This window comes from Roseovarius sp. (assembly GCF_048262375.1).
GTDB lineage: Bacteria > Pseudomonadota > Alphaproteobacteria > Rhodobacterales > Rhodobacteraceae > Roseovarius.
On record NZ_JBLXFE010000006.1, the window covers coordinates 69,911 to 88,696 of the forward strand.

The following is an 18,786-nucleotide window of genomic DNA, read 5'->3' on the forward strand; positions in this document are numbered from 1 at the left end:
GATGGACGCTCTGGTGGTACTGATCGGGATTGGGATGTTGGCGCTGGTGCTGGGGGGCGTGCCATTTTTGCTGGTGTCGCATGCGCGGCTGAAGGCGCGGGTGGCGCGGCTGGAGGAGAGGTTGACCGGGGGCGGGCCGGAGGCTGTGGACGCTGAAGGTCAGGCACAAACCGGGCCTTGGGCGGCGGCGCCTGTGCCCGAATTTATGCCCGAATTTGTGCCCGAGCCTGAGGCAGCGCTTGAGGTCGCGCCGCCGCGTGCCTTTGTGCTGCGGGGCGACAGGGTCGCGGCGGGAATTGTTTGGTTCAAGACCAACTGGGCGCTGGCGGTGGCGGGGGTGTCGCTGGCCTTGGCGGGCGTTTTTATGGTGCAATACGGCGTCGAGCAAGGGTTGCTCACGCCGGTCTGGCGGGTGATCGGCGCGCTGGTGCTTGGCGCGGCTCTGATTGCGGCGGGCGAGGTGCTGCGACGGCGGTATGGCGACGAGGATGCCGGGGCGGTGACGGGTCTGCCCTCGGTTCTGTCGGGGGCAGGGGTGATCGCGCTCTTTGCGGGAGTGCTGGCCGCGCGCGGGCTTTATGATCTGATCGGGCCGGGTGTGGCCTTGGCGGGGTTGGTGGGGGTCGGTGCTGGGGCGGTGATCCTCGGCTGGTTCCATGGACCGGTTCTGACCGCCTTGGGCCTGATGGGCGCAGGCGTGGCCCCGTTTGTGGTCGGCGGGCGGTCTGACGCGGCGGAATTTTTCTATGGTTATTATGCGGTGCTGGCAGCGGTCGGGCTGGCGGTGGACGCCGCGCGCCGCTGGGCGTGGATTTCGGTATTGGCGCTGGCGGTTGGTATTGGCGGCGCGACGCTGCTCTATCTGGGGGGCGCCGGGGCGCTGCCGTATCTTGCGTTCTGGGCCGTGCTGGTGGTGCTGACGGTGCTGGTGCCCGAGGCGCGGCTGGTGCCGCAGCATGCGGGCAATACGCTGTTGCGCCGGATTTTGGCTGGAGGGGCGTATCCCGATTTCCCGGTGCGGTTGGTCTGGGTGGTGGCGGGGCTGGCCAGCCTTGCCGCGCTGTGGCTGACAAGTGAGGCGCGCGAGGCGTTGGTGGTCTGGGCGGCGCTTGGCCTTTTGTCGGGCATGCTGGCGGTGCTGGTTCTGGGGACGTGGCGGGCCGTGGCGCTGGAGGATGTGGCGCTGGCCCCGACCTTGGCGGCGCTGGCGCTGGTGGTGTTGGAGGGGCTCGGACAGGGGCCTGTTTGGCAAGGCTTCATGGCGGGGGCCGCGCGGTTGCCAGAGGTACGGATGCCGCTTGCGGCGAGTGCGCTTTTGGCTGGTGGGGCGGTGATTTCGATTCTGTTCACAATCCGCGAAAGACATGCGACGGAGGCGGTGCCGGTGATTCTGTGGAGTCTGAGTGCGGCGGTGATGGCACCGGGGTTGGCGCTGATTCTGGAATTGCTCTGGACCCCGGCGGCGGTGATCGGGGCCTATGCCTGGGCCTTGCAGGTGATGATGCTGGCCGGGCTGATGGTATGGTTCGCGGTCCGCGCGCGGGGACCGGAGGCGCGGCTAAGCGCGGCGCTTTTTGCCGGGGCGGCGCTTGTGCTGATCACGCTTGCGCTGTTCGTGGTGTTGAGCAAAGCGGCGTTGACGGTAGCGCTCGGGGTAATGGTGCTGGCCACGGCGCTGATTGACCGACGATTCGATCTGCCACTCTTGGGCGGGTTGGCGCAGGTGGGCGTGGCGGTCATTGGCTACCGTTTGGTGATTGATCCCGGTCTGGGCTGGGCGGTGCGCGAGGCGGGGCTGGGCGATATGCTCTTGTCGCATCTGGGGCCGCTGGTTCTGATCGGTGCGGCGTGGGCCGTAATGGCAGCGCGGGCCGGTGGGGCGACACGGGTGGTGATCGAAAGCGCCGTCTGGAGCATTGTGGCCATTTTCCTCAGCGTCCTCTTGCAGCGCTGGCTGGGCGCGCCGGGCGCGATGGGGCATGCGGGATTGGGGCTGACGGCGGTGGTCTGGCTTGCGTCCGGCATGGTGCAGCTTTGGCGCTTGCGGGCCGGGGGGCGCATGCAGCGCGTGCTGCGGCTGGTATTGGCCGTCGCCATGGGCGCGGTGGCACTGGTGACGCTTGTGGCACAGGCGGTGCTGACCAATCCGCTGTTGCCGGTGCTCTGGCGCAAGGAGTTTGTGAGCGGGCCGCCGGTGCTGGATACGCTGGCGGCGGCTTATTTGCCGGTGGCCGTGGTCTTTGGGCTGGCGGCGTGGAAGCTGGATCATGTGGCGCGTTTGCTGCGGTTGCTGTTTGGCGTCGCGGGGGGCGGCTATGTTGCATGGTATGCCGGGCTTGAGATCCGGCGACTGTGGCAGGGGGATGATCTGAGCGTGCCGGGGGTGAGCGATGGCGAGCTTTACAGCTACACGGTGGCGTTGATTCTGGTCTCGGTGCTGCTCTTGGCGCTGGCGCTGGTGCGGCGGTCCGAGATGTTGCGCCGGGTGGCGATGGCGGGGGTCGCGCTGACTGTGGCCAAGGTGTTTGTGGTCGATATGTCGGGATTGGCGGGGCTGGTGCGGGTTGCGTCCTTTCTTGGGCTCGGCCTGTCGCTGGCGGGGCTTGCATGGCTCAACCGGCGAATTGCCGAGCATATGGGACGCGACGCAGCCTAAGTTTGCGCTGCGCGCCATGCCGCCCAAGCCTCGGGCGTGTCGAGGTCGGTTGTGGCATGTTGGTCAGGCAGGGCGACCGGTGTCACAGAATGGGTGCGCAGGAGGTCGCGTGCGCCGGTATCGCCGGTGACGTGGCTCAGGTCCGGCAAGAGCCTTGCAGGCAGGATGACCGGATGGCCGGGGGCGCCGGTCGTATCACAGGCGCGAAAGATGGTTTCAAAATCATTGGCCTGCAGCAGGGTTTGCAGGTCAGGTGCGGTCAGGTCCGGCAGGTCGGGGAGCAGGACCATGAGGGCTGCGGCCTCTTGCGCCATGGCCCAAGCCGCGCCCGCGCGCAGCGAAGCGGACAGGCCGGTTGCCGCGTCGGGCACGGGCAGGAGGGTGACGTTGAGCCCGTCCAAGGCCGCACGGCGGGCTGTGGCATCGGGCGGCATTGTCACCGCCACATCGCAGCCGGTCGCAAGCGCAAGCGCCACGCGGTCGCGCAGGAGTGGTTGGCCGCGCACCTCTTGCAAGAGCTTGTCCGTCCCGCGCATCCGCGTTGAAGCCCCGGCCGCAGGGATCAGGATCGCCAGCCGCCGCATCAGCGGATCAGGTTCATCCGCAGGCTGAGCTTGCGGCGGTATTCCTGCGGCAAATGCCGGTTGAGGCGGCGGTTGATCAGGCCGAAGATGCCGATCACGGTCAATGTGAGCAGGATGAAATAGCCCGCGAGGATCGGGTAAGGCACGAAGGGGTTGAAGGTCTTATCCGCGAAATACTTGGCGTAATAGAGCGCATCGCCGCGCTGTTGCCAAACCGGAAAGCCGGAAAAGAACACCAGCGTCGTGGCGTGAAAGAGAAAGATCGCCTCGTTGGTGTAGGCAGGCCAGGCCAGCCGCAGCATAGTGGGCCAGATGATCCGCCGGAACCGCGCAATACCGGTAAAGCCATAGGCATCGGCGGCCTCGACATCGCCCTTGGGGATCGAGCGCAGCGCACCATAGAAAATCTCGCCGGAGTAGGCGGCGGTGTTGAGAAACAGCACAATCAGCGCGCCCAGAAAGGCCGAGGTGAGCACGTCAAAAAACGGGCTGAGCCCCTTGAGAGAGAGAAACAGGAAATAGGCAAAGAAGAACTGGATAAACAAGGGCGAGCCCCGAAAGACAAAGATGAACCATTCCGAGGGTTTGCGCAAAAACGGGTTGGATGCGCCTTTGCCAACGGCCACGGCGGTGGCGAGCACAAAGCCGGACAATAGCGCGAGAGCGCCAAAATACACGTTCCAGATCATACCCGAGCCGATCAGGGTGACCTGTTCGCAGAGGGTGAAATTGTCGCGCGGCAAGAGCCGCTCGCCGATGCCGATGGCGCGCAGCCCGTAATCCTGAATGGTTTGCAAGCAGCTCATGCCTTGGCCTTTCTCTGGGCTTCGCCGCCTGTGGTGGCCTGCCCATGGCTGAGCTTGAGCATCAGCTTTTCAAGGAAAACTTCGGAGACCTTGGTAAAGCCGAGATAAAACACCATCAGCCCCAGAAAATACCACATGCGCCAGTCGCCATGCGGGTAGTCGGTAAAGCGCGGATTGGCGGTGGCCCCAAGTTCTCGGGCCCAATAGACGATATCCTCGACCCCCAGAAGAAAGAGCAAAGGTGTGGCCTTGATCAGCACCATCCAGAGATTGCCAAGACCGGGCAGGGCGTAGACCCACATTTGCGGCACGAGGATGCGCCAAAAGCTCTGGCGGCGGGTCATGCCGTAAGCCTCGGCGGTTTCGATCTGGGCGCGCGGCACTGCGCGCATGGCACCAAAGAGTACATTGGCGGCAAAAGCCCCGAACACGATCGCAAAAGTCAGAACCGCAAGGAAAAACCCATAGGTTTCATGCACCCATTGCGGCGCGGTCCCTAGCGGCAATTTGGCCGCCTGACAGACCACGAAATCATTGCCCTGCCGGATCGGTTGATCCCAGTCGGGGCAGAGCACCTGATGGCGCATCCATTCAAACGCCTGATCCAGCGCGATGACGAAAAACAGGAAAAAGGCGATGTCGGGCACGCCGCGCACCACCGAAATATAGGATTTGCCAAACCAGCGGACCGGCAAGAGGTGCGAGCGCGCCGCCATCGCCCCGCCAAAGCCGAACGCCAAGGCCGCCGGAGCGGTGATCCCCAACAGCAACAGAACCGTCGCCACCGCATAATAGAGCTGCATATGCTTGGTCGTCGTCAAATAGCACGACAGCCAATTCAGCCCGTCAAGGGCAGCAGGATCAGTGCAGATTGAAAACATTGCATCTGGCCTTATCGGGAAAGGGCGGGGCCGGCTATGGCCCCGCCGCAGGACGTGATCAGAAGGTCAGACCGATTTCCCATTTCTCGATCATGGCGTTCAGGGTGCCATCGTCTTTCATCGACTGGATCGCGGCATCAAGCGTGGCTTTCAGCTCGGCGTCGCTCTCGCGCACACCCAGACCAACGCCGCCACCGATCACTTCCATCTGTTCAAGCATTTCGAGACCGGCATCTTCCTGCGCGATTGGGAGAAGAAAGGCGCGGTCGGCCAGAACCGCATCAGCCTCGCCGTTGCGCACGGCGGCGACGGTCTCTTCCGGGGTTGCGTATTCCACCAGAGTGGCACCGCTTGCGGCAACAAACGAGGCCTGAATCGTACCGGTCTGTGCGGCGATCACGGCTGTTTTCACGTCAACATCTGCCGAGGTGGCCAAATAGGCCGAGGGGTCGGGCAGGGTATAGTTCTGCGTAAAGTCGATGACCTGATCGCGCTCATCGGTGATCGACATACCGGCGATGATCACGTCATAGTTGCCGGAAACGAGGTTGGGAATGATGCTGTCCCAATCGTTGGTGACCCATTCACAGGTCAGTTCCGCGCGTTTGCACAGCTCGTCGCCAAGTTCCCGCTCAAAGCCATCAACCTCGCCCTTGTCGTTGATGAAGTTATACGGAGGGTAGGCGCCTTCGGTACCCAGACGGACGGTGTCGGCCATGGCAAAGCCGGTCGAGAGGGCGAGAGCGGCGGTTGTGAGTAGCAGTTTATTCATTGTTGTCTCCCTTGGTTGGTTGGTCGCCTCAGCCCGGATTGGTCGAGCTGAGGAATTGTTGCAGGCGTTCGGATTTTGGAGCGCCAAAGAGGGTGTCGGGCGGGCCCTGTTCCTCGATCAGCCCCTGATGCAGGAACACGACATGGTCGCTGACGTCAGCGGCCATTTTCATATCATGGGTGACGATCATCATGGTGCGGCCCTCATTGGCCAGATCCTTGATGACGCGGATCACCTCTTGTTCCAGTTCCGGATCAAGCGCCGAAGTGGGTTCGTCAAACAGCAGGGCCTCTGGTTCCATGCACAGGGCGCGGGCGATGGCGGCGCGCTGTTGCTGGCCACCCGAGAGTTGCGCAGGAAAGGCATCACATTTATCGCCAATCCCCACCTTGTCGAGATGCTTGCGCGCGGAGGCCTCGACCTTGGCTCTGTCAAGTCCCAGAACGGTTACCGGGGCCTCCATCACATTTTGCAGGATGGTCATGTGCGACCAGAGATTGAATTGTTGAAACACCATGCTCAGGTTGGTGCGAATGCGCAGCACCTGCGCAGGATCGGCCGGATGGCGGTTGAGACCCTCGCCTTTCCACTGCACCGGCTCGCCCTTGAAGAGGATATCGCCCTGTTGGCTGTCCTCTAGCAGGTTGGCGCAGCGCAGAATTGTGGATTTGCCAGAGCCGGAAGAACCGATGAGCGAGACGACATCGCCCCGTCTGGCGGCAATATCGACCCCCTTGATAACCTCAAGCGCGCCGTATGCCTTGTGCAGATTGCGGATCTCTATGACCGGGGGTGTCTCAGACAAGGGCTGCTTCCGTTTTGGAGGAGTTTTGGCGGTTCAGTGACAATAGGGCCGAAAAAACGGGCTGATGCAACTTGCAAAACGGGCGATTGGGGTGCGGTTTGTGCAATTTGACGCGCCGTCAGATCATTTCGAAGGCCGTGGTACAGGTGGTGGCGCGGGATTGGGCAGAGCAAGGTAATCCTGTTCCGGGATATGGGTGATGCCGGCCAACCCAAGGATGGTGCGCAAGGGGGCGGGGAGCGCGGTGATCGCATCGTTCAGCGCCGCGCGCAGGTGCCCGGCGTCGCGCCCGAGTGCGGTGATATACGGCAGGGCCGGGGTGGGATCGGTCCGGCCCAACACACGCAGGCGGTTGGGGAACGGGTCAAACGCCTGCATCATCTGCCAGCTGAGCGCGTCGAGCGCGGCGATGTCGGCGCGCCCTTCGGCCACCGCGATGGCCGAGGCGCGGTGCGCGCCGGTAGGGACCGGATTGTCAAAGGCGAAACCGCGCGCAGCGGCCCAGTTTTGCGGTGCGGCCCAGCCCGATTGCGAGAGCGCGTCATTATAGGCAAGGCACGCGGTGGCGAAATCCTCGGGGCGCTCGCGCGGGTCATCGGCACGGACGACAAATACGCTGTAGTATAGCCCCGGCGGACAATCGGGCAGAGCCAGAACCGGGCTGCCGACCAGCGTGACGTGGCCATGCAGCCGAGCGCGGTAAGGATATCCGCAGGTTTGTGACAGCAAGAGATCCGGGCTAAGCCAGTGGTCCCAGATCGCCCCGTCGCGGTTGAGGGTTTCCGGCCCCTGACCAAGCGCGGCGCGCAGGCCCTGCCAGAGTGCATCATTGGCTGCCGCCGTTTCGGGGCGGTCATACATCGGAAGGCTGACAATCATTCTTGGCTCATGATGCGTTGCCGCGCGCGGGCGCTGTCCTGATCGCTGATCCCCAAGAGGCTGGAGACCAGCCGCAACAGCGCGTCTTCTTCCGCTTCGCGATGGCCATCGGCCAGCGCCACCTGCCACAGAGCCTCGATCACGCCCATGCGATCCTCGTGCGGCACCGCATCCTTGACCGCGCGGGTGAAGCGGACCGTGTCGGGGGCCTGGCTCTCGAGTGTTTCCGCCTGTTGGCGCAATGCTTCGGCCTGCGGTTGTGGCAGGCCGTAGCGGGCCGAGATGATCCGGGTGATCCGGATGATCTCGGAGGCGGAATATTTTCCGTCGGTGCGCGCGACGCGCACGAGGAGGGCACAGAGCGCCAGACGGGCATCGCCGCCGGTCAAGGGCTCGGGGGCTGGTTGGATCAGCCGCTTCAGGAAATCTGCAAACATGGCTCAGGTATAGGGCGCTGCGTAACGCGCGCCAATGGGGAATTACTGTGCTTCGGCCAGCGCGCGCGCGGCGTCACTGTCGGCATGGCTGAGGCCCATTGCCTCGCGGGCGGCATCAATCACTTGCAGCTCTTCGGGTTGGCTCGCCCCGTCGGACAAAACCACCTCCCACAGCGCCTCGAGCGCGCCAAGGCGGGCCTCGAGGCTAACCGTTTCGCGGATGATATGGCCAAAGTGATCGGTCTGTGGTGCCGCATGTTCCAGCCGTTCAGAAAGCGCGCGCATTTTTGCGGCCTCGACCGGACCAAGACCATAAAGCCGCGCCAGAAGGCGGTCGATTCGTTTGATTTCCACAAGTTCGTAGCGGTGGTCGGATTTCGCCACCCGGACCATGAGCGCGGCCAAGGCCAGTTTGTTATCTGGCTCTGGTAAGGGCGCCGGTTTGGGTGCCGAAAAGGCATGCAGGATGCGGCTTAACATGCGGCAAATATATCCGCTAAACCGGCGGCTCCCAAGCAAATTTTCGCTGTTGCCCAAATCGTGTCACAGTTGTTCCGCAGAAAGCGCACTTTCCGATCTCAGAGGAACATCCTGTAATTTTCGAGTTTGTTGCGGAGTCAACGATGCCACATTCCGATCCGTTTGACTGGTCCGCAAGCCCCGTTGCACAGCAGATCGACCATTTGCGATCGCTACCCCCTGCGGCACTCCGCGAGGCGGCTGCAACCTATGACTGGTCGCGGCAGGCTGAGCCGGTTCTGGGCTGGGTCATGGCGCAGCGCGAGATTGATCTTGGCACCGCTCTGACGGTGTTTTTCAACGGCGAACCGACCCGGTTCAATTATATGCCCAAGAGCCATGTGCCGGCGGATTATCGCGGCGTGGCGCGGGTGCTCGACAATATCTGTCAGCGGGTCAACAGCGGGTTCTACCTTATTCATCCGGCGCATGTTTTGCGCTGTCAGACCAAGCTGTCGAATTGGTTGGGATTTCAAGAGGCCGACCGCGCCGAAGGGCGGCGAGGCCGCTGGATCTTGAGTGAAGGCATCCTTGCGCCGATGTTGCAGGACGATCTGCGTCTGCGGCGCGACACCACCGCCGCTAAAGGCGCACGCCCAAGCCTGTTGCGCGATTTTCTGCGCCCTCTTATCAGGTTGCGCGTGGATCGCGATGCGTTGAAGTTCAAGGAACCGCGCGGCTAGAGTTTACGCACCTTGAGCTTGGTGATGCGGTTGTCCTTGCGGGACATGACCTGAAACCGAAAGCCGTGAAAGATAAAGACCTGATCCACCTTGGGGATCATCTGTGCCTCATGGATCACCAGCCCTGCGACGGTATTGGCGGCATCGTCGGGCAGGGTCCAGTCATTGGCGCGGTTGAGATCGCGGATGGTCATGGCCCCATCGACGAGGAATTGATTGTCCTCGGTCTTGCGGATCGGATGTTCTGCGTCGGGGTCAAATTCATCGGTGATCTCGCCCACGATTTCCTCAAGAATGTCCTCGAGGGTGATCAGTCCCTGAAGCGTGCCATATTCGTCGACGACCAATGCAAAATGGCTGCGCATGCGCAGAAATTGCCGCATCTGATCGTCAAGCGTGGTGGTTTCCGGCACGAAATAGGGTTTGCGGGCGATGCTGCACACGTCGAAATCCTTGAGGGTTGCAACCCCCTGTTCGGATGAGGTGATCTGCTTGTGAATGGCGCGCAAGAGATCCTTGGCATGCACCACGCCGATGATGTTGTCGGGATCATCGCGATACAGCGGCAAACGGGTGTGATTGCTCTTGAGGCATTGATCGAGGATCGCTTCGGGCTCTGCCTCGGCATTGATCATCTCGATCCGGGAGCGATGGAGCATGATTTCCTCAACCGCGCGTTCGCCCAGATCAAGCGCGCCGAGGATTCGGTCACGGTCTTCTTTCTCAACCACGCCTTCGGATTGCCCCAGATAAAGCGCGCCTGCGATTTCTTCACGCACCGCGAGGATATGACTGTCCGGATCGGTCTGAACGCCAAAGAGCGCCAGAACCCGGCGCACGAACCAACGCACGGCGGTGACGATCGGTGAAAAAATCTTGATCACCCAGACGATCAGCGGGGCGGTGCGCGCGGCGGCGGCCTCGGCATTGGTGATGGCATAGGTTTTCGGCAGTACCTCGGCAAAGATCAGCACCAGAAGGGTCATCACCAGTGTCGCCAGCGCCACGCCGCTCTCGCCAAAGAGGCGGGTGAACAGGGCGGTGGCCAAAGACGCCGCCAGAATGTTGACCATGTTGTTGCCCAAGAGCACCGAACCGATCAGCCGTTCGTTGTCCTCGGTGATCCGCAGCGCGGTTTCAGCCCCGCGCGAGCCCTTTTCGGCCTGAGCGCGCAATTTCCCACGAGAGGCGGCGGTGAGCGCCGTTTCGCTGCCAGAGAAATAAGCGGACATGACGAGAAGGGCGACGATCGCACCGCAGGTGATCCAAAATGTCAGGTCGATTGCGCTTGGCGCGGCTTCCATCTTTGAGCGGTCCCTCTTAGTTTATCGGGTTATGGGGTTTATGCCCTTCGCATTCAAGGGAGCAAAGGCGATGCGCATCGCGGATTTGGGAGAGATCACCGGCCCAGTCCTGGTCTTTGGCGGGCCCTATTCCAATCTGCAGGCGACGCAGGCGCTGTTTGCGCGGGCCAAGGAACTGGGGATTGCGCCCGAGCGGATGATTTGCACCGGCGATGTGGTGGCCTATTGCGCGCAACCCGCGCAAACCGTGGAAGCAATCCGTGCTGCGGGCTGTGCCGTGCTTGCGGGCAATTGCGAGCGGCAACTGGCGCGGAACGCGCTGGATTGTGGCTGTGGGTTTGACGCGGGCACGCACTGTGATCTGTTGTCGGGGGGCTGGTATGGCCATGCCAATCGGTCGGTTGGGGCCGAGGCGCGGGAGTGGATGGCGGGGCTGCCGGATCTGATGCTTTTTTCCCATTCGGGGCGGCGGGCGGCGGTGATCCATGGCGGTATGTCGGATGTGAGCCGGTTTGTCTGGCGTGTGTCTGATGAGGCGGTATTTGTGGAAGAAATCGCGCTTATTCAAGAGGTTGCGGGCCCGGTTGATATGGTGTTCTCGGGGCATTCAGGGCTTATGTTTCAGCGGCGGGTCGGGACGGTGGACTGGATCAATGCCGGGGCCATTGGCATGCCGCCGCATGATGGCCGGGTCGAGACCGGGTTTGCCGTGCTGGGACCGCGCGGCATCGCATTCCACCGCTTGCCCTATGATCACTGCGCCGCGCATGCGGCGATGCAGGCGGTCGGGCTGGTACAGGGCTATGACCGCGCGTTGCTGAGCGGTTATTGGCCGTCGGAGGATGTGTTGCCACCGGTCTTGCGCCGGGCGGCCTGTGCCAACGGGTGATGCTCTAGCACCAAGGCTTGCAAGCGCGCCTCCAGGACGTGGGTGTAAATTTCGGTGGTGGCCACATCGGCATGGCCCAAAAGTGTCTGAATTACCCGCAAATCGGCGCCATTGGCCAAGAGATGCGTGGCAAAGGCATGGCGCAGCGTATGGGGTGTAACCTTATCAGGATCTACCTGAGCTTTGACTGAGATCTCTTTGATCAAAAGGTAAAATCTGTGGCGGGTCAGATGCCCGGACGCACCGCTTGACGCAAAGAGATAGGGCGAGGCGGCATGCCCTTTGGCGCGCCGCACGGTTTCGTCGGCATCGCGCAGGGCCAGCCAGTCAGCCAACGCCGTGCGTGCAGGGGGAGAGAGCGGCACCATCCGTTCCTTGCCCCCTTTGCCGCGCACCAGCAGCATTCGCGGATCGCCCCGCGCCGCAGCGGTTGGGAGCGACACCAACTCGCTCACGCGCATGCCAGTGGCATAGAGCAGCGCCATGAGGCAGGCGTTGCGACAACGCTCGGACGGGGTGCGCCCGTGGTTCGGGGCCGCGTCTAGCAGGCGGCTGACCTCGTCTTCGGAGAGGGTCTTGGGCAGACGTTGCGCCTTGCCCGGTCCCTTGATGCGGATGGCAGGGTTGTCGGCGCGCAGCCGTTCCTCGAAGGCAAAGCGATACAGTTGCCGGATCGCGGAGAGCCTGCGGGCCCGCGTGGCCCGTGACAGCCCTTGGGCATCGCAATGCACGAGGTAGGATTCAATATCAGATTGCATGAGGTTAGACAGGTTAAGGCATTGAATTTTAACCCAATCTGCAAAGTCTCTCAGGTCGCGCGCATAGGCCAGGATGGTGTTTTTCGCTGCCCCAAGCTCGGCCGATTGCGCCTCGAGAAAGAGATCGACCCACGCCGCATCGCGGGTCATCCGCGCCGCTCCAGCAGGAGCAGTTGCAGGGCTGCGCGTCGAGCGGTGTCCTCTAGCCCGAGGGCGCGCAGAGTGGCGAGTGCGCCGGTCAGATCGTCACGGGCCGCGTCGCCACGACCGATTTGCCGGGCGGCGGCCAAGATTGCCTCGCCCAAGCGGCCCGCGTCAATCAGCGCCTGATGGTCCGGCGACGGATGGTCGCGGGCGAAGCCAGCGGCGATTGCGCTTTGGAGCGGGGTGCGTGCGGTCTCTGGCGCGGGGGTGCCGCTGGCCGTCGCAATCAGGAAGTTCTGGGCCGCCTTGGGGTTTGATACAAGGTTTCCAGCCTGTTCGTACCTTTCTGAAAGAATACTTAAATCAAAGACTTGTGATCTAATGCTCATCGGAATTTCAAACGATGCAAGGCGCGCGGCGAACAGTTCTGCGAAGACCACTTCGAGATGCTCATCGCGGGCGGCGCGCCAAGCTGCTGACAAGGCTGCGGCCAGATCTGAGGTCACGCCCTCACTCAGGGCCAGATCGAGCGCCTGCACGGCCGCAACCCGGTCCCAGACCCCGCCCGAGGCTGCAGGGCGGCGTGCGGTATAGAGACCGAGCAGGCGCGATCCGGGCACAGCCCCGGTGCGCGCGAGGCGTTCCGCCGCCTCGATCTCCGCCTTCCAGCCGGAATTGCCACGTAAATCCGCCATGGCGAAGGGGCGCGGCAGATTGTGGGTGGGCAGGGCTGTGCCGATCGCCTCGAACAGACGAAATTGTAATGCGCTAAGGTTTTGCGGCGGTTCGGGCGGTTCTGTTTCGTCAATCAACGCGGGCTCCAGATAGAGCGCAAGCAGGGTCGCATCGGTGTCTGACAGGGTGCCAAGAGCGGCGGCGCTGTGATAGGTAAGCGCGGCGGTATCCCAATCCCCGTTGCGCGCGGCGCAATAAATCCGGGCGCTGATATCAGAGGTCAGGTGCGGTTGACGGCTGAGCGCCCCGCAAGCCGCATCCTCTTGGCCAAGCAAGAGCGCCAAGTCTAACCACTGGTCAAACAAGGCGGGGGTCGCGGGACCCGCGCGTTCTGCCAGGGCCAGCGCCGGCTCAATCGCACCAAAGGCGCGCAGGGCGGACAGCCTTGCCTGAAGGAATTCCGCCTTTGATCCGGCATCGAGTGGCGCATTCGCCTCGGCCAGAAGGAGAGTATAATAGAGCGCCTGAATGGCGGGCAGAGGCTCTGGTTCTAGCCGGGCCAAGGCGCGGATGAGGTTCTGATTTGTGCTTTTTTCCCAGATAGATGCGGGCAGGCCGGTGGTGGTGCTTGGCAGTAGCCCGACCGCATCGGTGCGCGGGGCGTCAAGCGCTGTCACGATCACGGAGGGCACATCCACTGTCTCTGCGGGGGGCGGTTCTGTCGGGATGGTGCGTGGGGCGGTGGTCACTGCGGCGGTGCTGGCCTGATCAAGCCAGTCGATGGCGGAAAGAGGTTGCTGCGCCCCGACAGCGCCCGCCGTACAGACCCCCAGGAAAAAAGCCGCGCTAATCCGTTTCAAGAATGATGTCCTGACGAATCTCGTTTTGGGTGGGAGAGAAGTCTGCGCCAAAAAATGGGCCGATATAGGCATAAGCCAAAAGGGCGACAAACCCCAGAATGGCCAGATAAAACAGCCATTTGATCAATCGCAACATATCATTCCCTGCCTGATTTGTCTGTTGTTTTTCCCAAGTTATAACTGGCATTTCGCGCAAGATCACGTCATTGAGTGAAAAACTTTGTGAATGGGCAAGGGAGCGCCGAAAGTGCCGGCCAAGGGGCATTGGAAATTGGGCAAGACCGTCGTGCTGGTGGGGATGATGGGTGCTGGTAAGACGGCCGTGGGCAAGGCGCTGGCGGCACGTATCGGTGTGCCGTTCGTTGATTCGGATGCCGAGATAGAGAAGGCCGCCAATATGGCGATTTCCGAGATATTTCAAAGGGATGGTGAGGCTTTCTTTCGGGCGCGGGAGACCGAGGTGATCGACCGCTTGCTGGATGGGCCAAGTGCGATTCTGTCGACCGGGGGCGGTGCGTTTTTGGCCGAGCGCAATCGCGAACTGGTATCGCGCAAGGGGGTGTCGGTCTGGCTCGATGCGGCGTTGCCGCTGTTGTGGTCTCGGGTAAAAGGTAAGAATACCAGACCGTTACTGCGCACAGCTCATCCTTATGAAACCCTGTCCGAGATTTATCACGCCCGCGTGCCGATCTATGCGCTGGCGGAAATCCGGGTGCGCGCGCGGCCCGAATACAGTGTCGAGGCGATGGCCGAGCAAGTGCTTAACGCGCTGAGAGAACGGGAAGATGTATTGGAGTTGGTTAAATGACCGAGATCGTGCATGTGGGGCTGCCGGGGCGGGAGTATGATATTCATATCGGGCCGGACCTGTTGCGGCAGGCGGGAGCGCTGATCAGCCCGCTGTTGCGCAGGCCGCGCGTAGCGATTGTGACCGATGCAACGGTCGGGCCCCTCCATTTGGAGACGCTTTGTAAGGGTTTGGAAACGATGGGGATTTCCTCGGTTTCTTTGACGCTTCCAGCAGGCGAGGCAACCAAATCATGGCCGCATTTTGAGCGGGTTGTGGAGTGGTTGCTGGAGCAGAAAGTCGAGCGAAATGACGTGGTTGTTGCCTTTGGCGGCGGCGTGATCGGCGATCTTGTGGGGTTCGCGGCGGCAGTGCTGCGGCGGGGCGTGCGGTTTGTTCAGGTTCCCACCAGTTTGCTGGCGCAGGTCGATAGCTCTGTGGGCGGCAAGACGGGGATCAATGCGCCGCAAGGCAAGAACCTGATCGGAGCGTTCCACCAACCGAGCCTTGTTCTGGCGGATACCGAGGTCTTGGCCACGCTGACGGAGCGCGATTATCTGGCCGGATATGGTGAGGTCGCCAAATACGGATTGCTTGGAGATAGTGCATTTTTTCAATGGCTTGAAAGCAATGCTTCACGTGCTGCGGCGGGCGATATGGCGGCTAGAATTCATCTGGTGAAACGCTCGGTCGAGATGAAAGCCGAGATCGTGATGCGCGATGAAACCGAGCAGGGCGACCGGGCGCTGCTCAATCTGGGGCATACATTTTGTCATGCGTTGGAGTCGGCCACACACTATGATGGGTCGCGGCTCTTGCATGGGGAGGGTGTGGCGATTGGCTGTGCGCTCGCGTTCGAGGTGTCGGCGCGGTTGGGGCTGTGCTCGCAAGAAGACCCAAGCCGGGTGCGGGCGCATTTTCGCGACATGAAGATGAAGGTTGATCTATCGGATATTGCAGGGGAATTGCCGAATGCTGATGGGCTGATCGCGCTCATGGGGCAGGATAAAAAAGTGGTCGATGGCAAGCTGCGCTTTATCCTCGCACGCGGCATAGGTGATGCATTCATCACCTCGGATGTGCCGCCGGAGGCGGTGCGTGACGTGCTGAGTGAGGCGTTGCGCGGGCGGGGCTGACCCTTACAGACCTTACAAAATCTGCGCGATTTTGTAAGGCCCGACGGATCAAACGACCCGTTTACTCTGCGAGCCTGATCAGCGCGTGACGCTTTTTGCCTGCGGAGAGTTTGATCGGAGCGGCAAGCGCGTTTGCGTCGATCATCAACCCGGCATCAGTTAACGGTTCGTCATCCAGCCGGGCGCCGTTTTCGGTGATCAGGCGCTTGGCCTCTTTGCCGGATTTGGCAAGACCTGCGCGCACGATGAGTTGCACGATGGAAATCCCGTCGGTCACTTCCTCTGCTGTCACCTCGACGGTGGGCAGGTCGTCACCGATGCCACCACGCTCGAACACCTCGCGCGCCGTGGCCTCGGCCGCCTGCGCCGCCTCGGCCCCGTGCAGGAGGGTTGTGACCGCGTTGGCGAGGATGATCTTGGCGGCGTTGATTTCGGAGCCTTCCAAGGCACCGAGACGGTCACATTCTTCGATCGGCAGTTCGGTGTAGAGTTTGAGGAAGCGCCCGGTATCGGCGTCGGTGGTGTTGCGCCAGAACTGCCAGAATTCATACGGGCTGAGCATGTCGGCCGAAAGCCACACGGCACCGCCCGCCGATTTGCCCATCTTGCGCCCGTCCGAGGTGGTCAGGAGCGGCGAGGTGAGGCCAAACACCTCATGGTCGATGACGCGGCGGGTGAGGTCGATCCCGTTGACGATATTGCCCCATTGATCCGAGCCGCCCATTTGCAGGACACAGCCATGGCGGCGGTTCAGTTCAAGAAAATCATAGGCTTGCAGGATCATGTAGTTGAATTCGAGGAACGAAAGCGATTGCTCGCGGTCGAGCCGCGATTTCACCGATTCAAACGACAGCATCCGGTTGACCGAGAAATGCCGCCCGATGTCACGCAGGAATTCGAGGTAATTTAGCCCATCGAGCCATTCGGCATTGTTGAGCATCATCGCATCCTGCGGCCCCTCGCCGTAAGCGAGGTAGCGGGCAAAGACGCGGTTCATGCCCGCGATATTCTCGTCGATCTGCGCGGGTGACAGCAAGGGGCGTTCATCCGAGCGGAACGACGGATCGCCCACTTTGGTGGTGCCGCCGCCCATCAGCGTGATCGGGCGATGCCCGGTCTTTTGCAGCCATCGCAGCATCATGATGTTCAAGAGGTGCCCGACGTGCAGGGATTTCGCCGTGGCGTCGTAGCCGATATAAGCGGTGACGGTTCCGGCACTCAACGCCTCGTCCAAACCCTGATAATCGGTGCAGTCGGCAAGATAGCCCCGCTCGATCATCACGTTCAGGAAATCGGATTTGGGGTGATAGGTCATAAGGCTTGTCCCGGCTTGGTTTGCGCGGCATGTATATGCAGTCGGTGGGCAAAGGAAAAGGCCATGTTGAAGGCAGAGCGCCTCTGGGCATTGGGGGCGATGTCGGGCACCTCTCTGGATGGGGTGGATGCGGCCATGGTCGAGACCGATGGCGAGGCGATTTTCGCCTTTGGGCCAACCGCTTATCGGGGGTATTCTGCCGAGGAGCAGGCGGTGTTGTCCGCGGCGTTGGGGAAATGGCCGGGCGAGGATCTGACGGCGGCGCAAGCGCTGGTTGAGGCCACGCATCTGGAGGTTTTGAGCGGCTTTGACGGCGCGGCGCTGGTGGGCTTTCACGGGCAGACACTGGCGCATGAGCCGCAGGGGCGTGGCACGCATCAACTGGGCGACGGGGCGCGGCTGGCCGTGGGGCTGGGTCTGCCTGTGGTGTGGGATTTTCGCAGCGCCGATATCCGGCTGGGCGGCGAAGGGGCGCCGCTGGCGCCGTTCTTTCATTTCGCCTGTGCCAAGTGGATCAAGGCAACCGAGCCGGTGGCGTTTCTCAATCTTGGCGGTGTGGGCAATCTGACATGGGTTGATCCCGGCCATGCGCGGCCCGAGGATGCGGGTGCGCTCTTGGCGTTTGACACCGGGCCTGCCAATGCGCCGATCAATGATCTGATGCTGACGCGGCGCGGCGCGCCCTATGATCGTGACGGCGCGCTGGCGCGGCAGGGTCAGGTGGTGCAAGGCGCGCTGGAGTTGTTCCTTGACGAGCCTTATTTCCTGCGGATGCCGCCGAAATCGCTGGATCGTGACACTTTCGCCGACATGATCGGGCTTGTGGGAGAACTGGGCGATGCCGATGCGGTGGCCACGCTAACCGGCATGGCGGCGGCGGCGGTGCTGCGGGGGATGGAGCATTGCCCGCGCCCGCCCGCGCGATTGCTGGTGACGGGGGGCGGGCGGCATAACCGGGTGATGATGCAGATGCTGCGCGCAGCACTGGATTGCCCGGTCGAGCCGGTCGAGGCGGTGGGCCTTGATGGCGATATGTTAGAGGCGCAGGCCTTTGCCTATCTGGCGGTGCGTGTGGCGCGGGGATTGCCCACATCCTGTGCCAGCACCACGGGGGTGCGCGCCGCTGTGTCGGGCGGGACGATCAGTCGACCGGAGGGGGCATGATGGATTATGATCTGGATGCGGGGGCGGGAGCGGGGCTGCGGCTGGGGATGATTGTTCTCAGCACTGATGAGACCGTGGAATATGAGGCGCGTCAGGTGTTGGCGGGGCGCGATGTCAACCTGATGCATGCGCGCATTCCGGCGCGGGCCGATGTGACGCCCGAGGATCTGGCCAGCATGGCGCCAGAGATGACGCGCACGGCGGCGCTCTTGCCGCGAAATCTGGGGGCGGTTGCCTATGCCTGCACCTCTGGGGCGACGATCATCGGGTCGGATGAGGTGGCGCGTCTGGTCCAGCTTGCGCATCCCGGCACGCCGGTCACCAACCCGTTGCGCGCGGTGATTACCGCGCTGCATGCGCTTGGGGTCAGCCGGATCGCCATGGTCACGCCCTATGTGCCGGAGGTCAGCGGGCCGATGGCGGCCAGTCTGGCGGCGGCCGGGATCGAGGTGGCGCATGCGGTCAGTTTCGGTCAGAAAGAGGATTGGACGGTGGCGCGCATCACCGAAGAGAGCACGCGGCGCGCGATGCTGGAGGCGGGGCGCATTGCAGGGGTCGAGGCGGTCTTTGCCAGTTGCACCAATTTGCGTACATTCGGCGTGATCGAGCCGGTTGAGGCCGAATTGGGCCTGCCGGTGGTGACGTCGAATCAGGCACTGTTGTGGGATATGCTGCGCTCTGCCGGTGCTGGGGCGCGCGGATGGGGGCCGGGGCGGCTCTTTGAGATATGAC

Annotated in this window: 20 protein-coding genes; 7 read left to right on the forward strand and 13 right to left on the reverse strand. The window is 62.5% G+C overall.

Annotated elements, in window-relative coordinates; all coding sequences use genetic code 11:
- Position 1 precedes the first annotated feature (1 nt).
- Complete coding sequence (locus tag ACN0SW_RS08620; RefSeq protein ID WP_417727510.1) at positions 2-2,656, forward strand: DUF2339 domain-containing protein; 2,655 nt, start codon at positions 2-4, stop codon at positions 2,654-2,656.
- Here ACN0SW_RS08620 and ACN0SW_RS08625 read toward each other — a convergent pair.
- From ACN0SW_RS08625 to ACN0SW_RS08660, 8 genes are all read right to left on the reverse strand, one after another.
- Positions 2,653-3,240, reverse strand: a complete 588-nt coding sequence (locus tag ACN0SW_RS08625; protein ID WP_417727511.1) for a nucleotidyltransferase family protein — start codon at positions 3,238-3,240, stop codon at positions 2,653-2,655. The genes ACN0SW_RS08620 and ACN0SW_RS08625 overlap by 4 nt on opposite strands.
- Positions 3,240-4,046, reverse strand: a complete 807-nt coding sequence (locus ACN0SW_RS08630) for an ABC transporter permease (RefSeq protein ID WP_417727512.1) — start codon at positions 4,044-4,046, stop codon at positions 3,240-3,242. The genes ACN0SW_RS08625 and ACN0SW_RS08630 overlap by 1 nt, the downstream gene beginning before the upstream one ends.
- The gene (locus ACN0SW_RS08635) at positions 4,043-4,927 is read right to left on the reverse strand and encodes an ABC transporter permease (protein WP_417727513.1); all 885 of its coding nucleotides are present in this window, start codon (positions 4,925-4,927) and stop codon (positions 4,043-4,045) included. The genes ACN0SW_RS08630 and ACN0SW_RS08635 overlap by 4 nt, the downstream gene beginning before the upstream one ends.
- A 58-nt stretch (positions 4,928-4,985) precedes the next feature.
- Positions 4,986-5,699 (reverse strand): transporter substrate-binding domain-containing protein, encoded by a 714-nt coding sequence (locus tag ACN0SW_RS08640; protein ID WP_417727514.1) that lies wholly within the window; start codon positions 5,697-5,699, stop codon positions 4,986-4,988.
- Between the two features lie 28 nt (positions 5,700-5,727).
- The gene (locus ACN0SW_RS08645) at positions 5,728-6,504 is read right to left on the reverse strand and encodes an ABC transporter ATP-binding protein (protein WP_417727515.1); all 777 of its coding nucleotides are present in this window, start codon (positions 6,502-6,504) and stop codon (positions 5,728-5,730) included.
- A 123-nt stretch (positions 6,505-6,627) separates the two neighbouring features.
- A complete protein-coding gene (locus ACN0SW_RS08650; protein WP_417727516.1) occupies positions 6,628-7,383 on the reverse strand; it encodes a phosphate/phosphite/phosphonate ABC transporter substrate-binding protein in 756 nt (251 codons plus the stop codon).
- Positions 7,380-7,820, reverse strand: a complete 441-nt coding sequence (locus ACN0SW_RS08655) for a TerB family tellurite resistance protein (RefSeq protein WP_417727517.1) — start codon at positions 7,818-7,820, stop codon at positions 7,380-7,382. The genes ACN0SW_RS08650 and ACN0SW_RS08655 overlap by 4 nt, the downstream gene beginning before the upstream one ends.
- A 42-nt stretch (positions 7,821-7,862) precedes the next feature.
- Positions 7,863-8,300 (reverse strand): TerB family tellurite resistance protein, encoded by a 438-nt coding sequence (locus ACN0SW_RS08660; protein ID WP_417727518.1) that lies wholly within the window; start codon positions 8,298-8,300, stop codon positions 7,863-7,865.
- Positions 8,301-8,443: 143 nt separating this feature from the next.
- Here ACN0SW_RS08660 and ACN0SW_RS08665 point away from each other — a divergent pair, with 143 nt between their 5' ends.
- Positions 8,444-9,022 carry a hypothetical protein gene (locus ACN0SW_RS08665; RefSeq protein ID WP_417727519.1) on the forward strand — a complete coding sequence of 193 codons (579 nt, stop codon included), beginning with the start codon at positions 8,444-8,446 and terminating at the stop codon, positions 9,020-9,022.
- Here ACN0SW_RS08665 and ACN0SW_RS08670 read toward each other — a convergent pair.
- Positions 9,019-10,326, reverse strand: a complete 1,308-nt coding sequence (locus ACN0SW_RS08670) for an HlyC/CorC family transporter (RefSeq protein ID WP_417727520.1) — start codon at positions 10,324-10,326, stop codon at positions 9,019-9,021. The genes ACN0SW_RS08665 and ACN0SW_RS08670 overlap by 4 nt on opposite strands.
- Before the next feature lie 70 nt (positions 10,327-10,396).
- On the opposite strand from ACN0SW_RS08670, the gene ACN0SW_RS08675 reads away from it, so the two are divergent.
- A complete protein-coding gene (locus ACN0SW_RS08675) occupies positions 10,397-11,215 on the forward strand; it encodes a metallophosphoesterase family protein (RefSeq protein WP_417727521.1) in 819 nt (272 codons plus the stop codon).
- Here the strand turns inward: ACN0SW_RS08675 and ACN0SW_RS08680 are convergent.
- From ACN0SW_RS08680 to ACN0SW_RS08690, 3 genes are read right to left on the reverse strand one after another with little or no spacing between them, the layout of a single operon-like run.
- A complete protein-coding gene (locus tag ACN0SW_RS08680) occupies positions 11,152-12,123 on the reverse strand; it encodes a site-specific tyrosine recombinase XerD (RefSeq protein WP_417727522.1) in 972 nt (323 codons plus the stop codon). The genes ACN0SW_RS08675 and ACN0SW_RS08680 overlap by 64 nt on opposite strands.
- Positions 12,120-13,652 carry a hypothetical protein gene (locus ACN0SW_RS08685; protein ID WP_417727523.1) on the reverse strand — a complete coding sequence of 511 codons (1,533 nt, stop codon included), beginning with the start codon at positions 13,650-13,652 and terminating at the stop codon, positions 12,120-12,122. The genes ACN0SW_RS08680 and ACN0SW_RS08685 overlap by 4 nt, the downstream gene beginning before the upstream one ends.
- The gene (locus ACN0SW_RS08690; protein WP_417727524.1) at positions 13,639-13,788 is read right to left on the reverse strand and encodes a hypothetical protein; all 150 of its coding nucleotides are present in this window, start codon (positions 13,786-13,788) and stop codon (positions 13,639-13,641) included. Before ACN0SW_RS08690 ends, ACN0SW_RS08685 begins: the two co-directional genes overlap by 14 nt.
- A 90-nt stretch (positions 13,789-13,878) precedes the next feature.
- Between ACN0SW_RS08690 and ACN0SW_RS08695 the strand changes: the two genes are divergently transcribed.
- Both ACN0SW_RS08695 and aroB read left to right on the forward strand, forming a co-directional pair.
- Positions 13,879-14,460: a shikimate kinase gene (locus tag ACN0SW_RS08695; protein WP_417727525.1), complete on the forward strand. Its 582-nt coding sequence runs from the start codon at positions 13,879-13,881 to the stop codon at positions 14,458-14,460.
- On the forward strand, positions 14,457-15,575 hold the full coding sequence (aroB, locus tag ACN0SW_RS08700; RefSeq protein WP_417727526.1) for a 3-dehydroquinate synthase: 1,119 nt from the start codon (positions 14,457-14,459) through the stop codon (positions 15,573-15,575). Before ACN0SW_RS08695 ends, aroB begins: the two co-directional genes overlap by 4 nt.
- 61 nt (positions 15,576-15,636) lie before the next feature.
- Here the strand turns inward: aroB and tyrS are convergent, their stop codons facing one another.
- Positions 15,637-16,890, reverse strand: a complete 1,254-nt coding sequence (gene tyrS / locus ACN0SW_RS08705; protein ID WP_417727527.1) for a tyrosine--tRNA ligase — start codon at positions 16,888-16,890, stop codon at positions 15,637-15,639.
- A gap of 63 nt (positions 16,891-16,953) precedes the next feature.
- Here tyrS and ACN0SW_RS08710 point away from each other — a divergent pair, with 63 nt between their 5' ends.
- Both ACN0SW_RS08710 and ACN0SW_RS08715 read left to right on the forward strand, forming a co-directional pair.
- Positions 16,954-18,054 carry an anhydro-N-acetylmuramic acid kinase gene (locus tag ACN0SW_RS08710; protein ID WP_417727528.1) on the forward strand — a complete coding sequence of 367 codons (1,101 nt, stop codon included), beginning with the start codon at positions 16,954-16,956 and terminating at the stop codon, positions 18,052-18,054.
- Positions 18,051-18,785 carry an Asp/Glu racemase gene (locus ACN0SW_RS08715; RefSeq protein WP_417727529.1) on the forward strand — a complete coding sequence of 245 codons (735 nt, stop codon included), beginning with the start codon at positions 18,051-18,053 and terminating at the stop codon, positions 18,783-18,785. Before ACN0SW_RS08710 ends, ACN0SW_RS08715 begins: the two co-directional genes overlap by 4 nt.
- The last annotated feature ends 1 nt before the right edge of the window (position 18,786 follow it).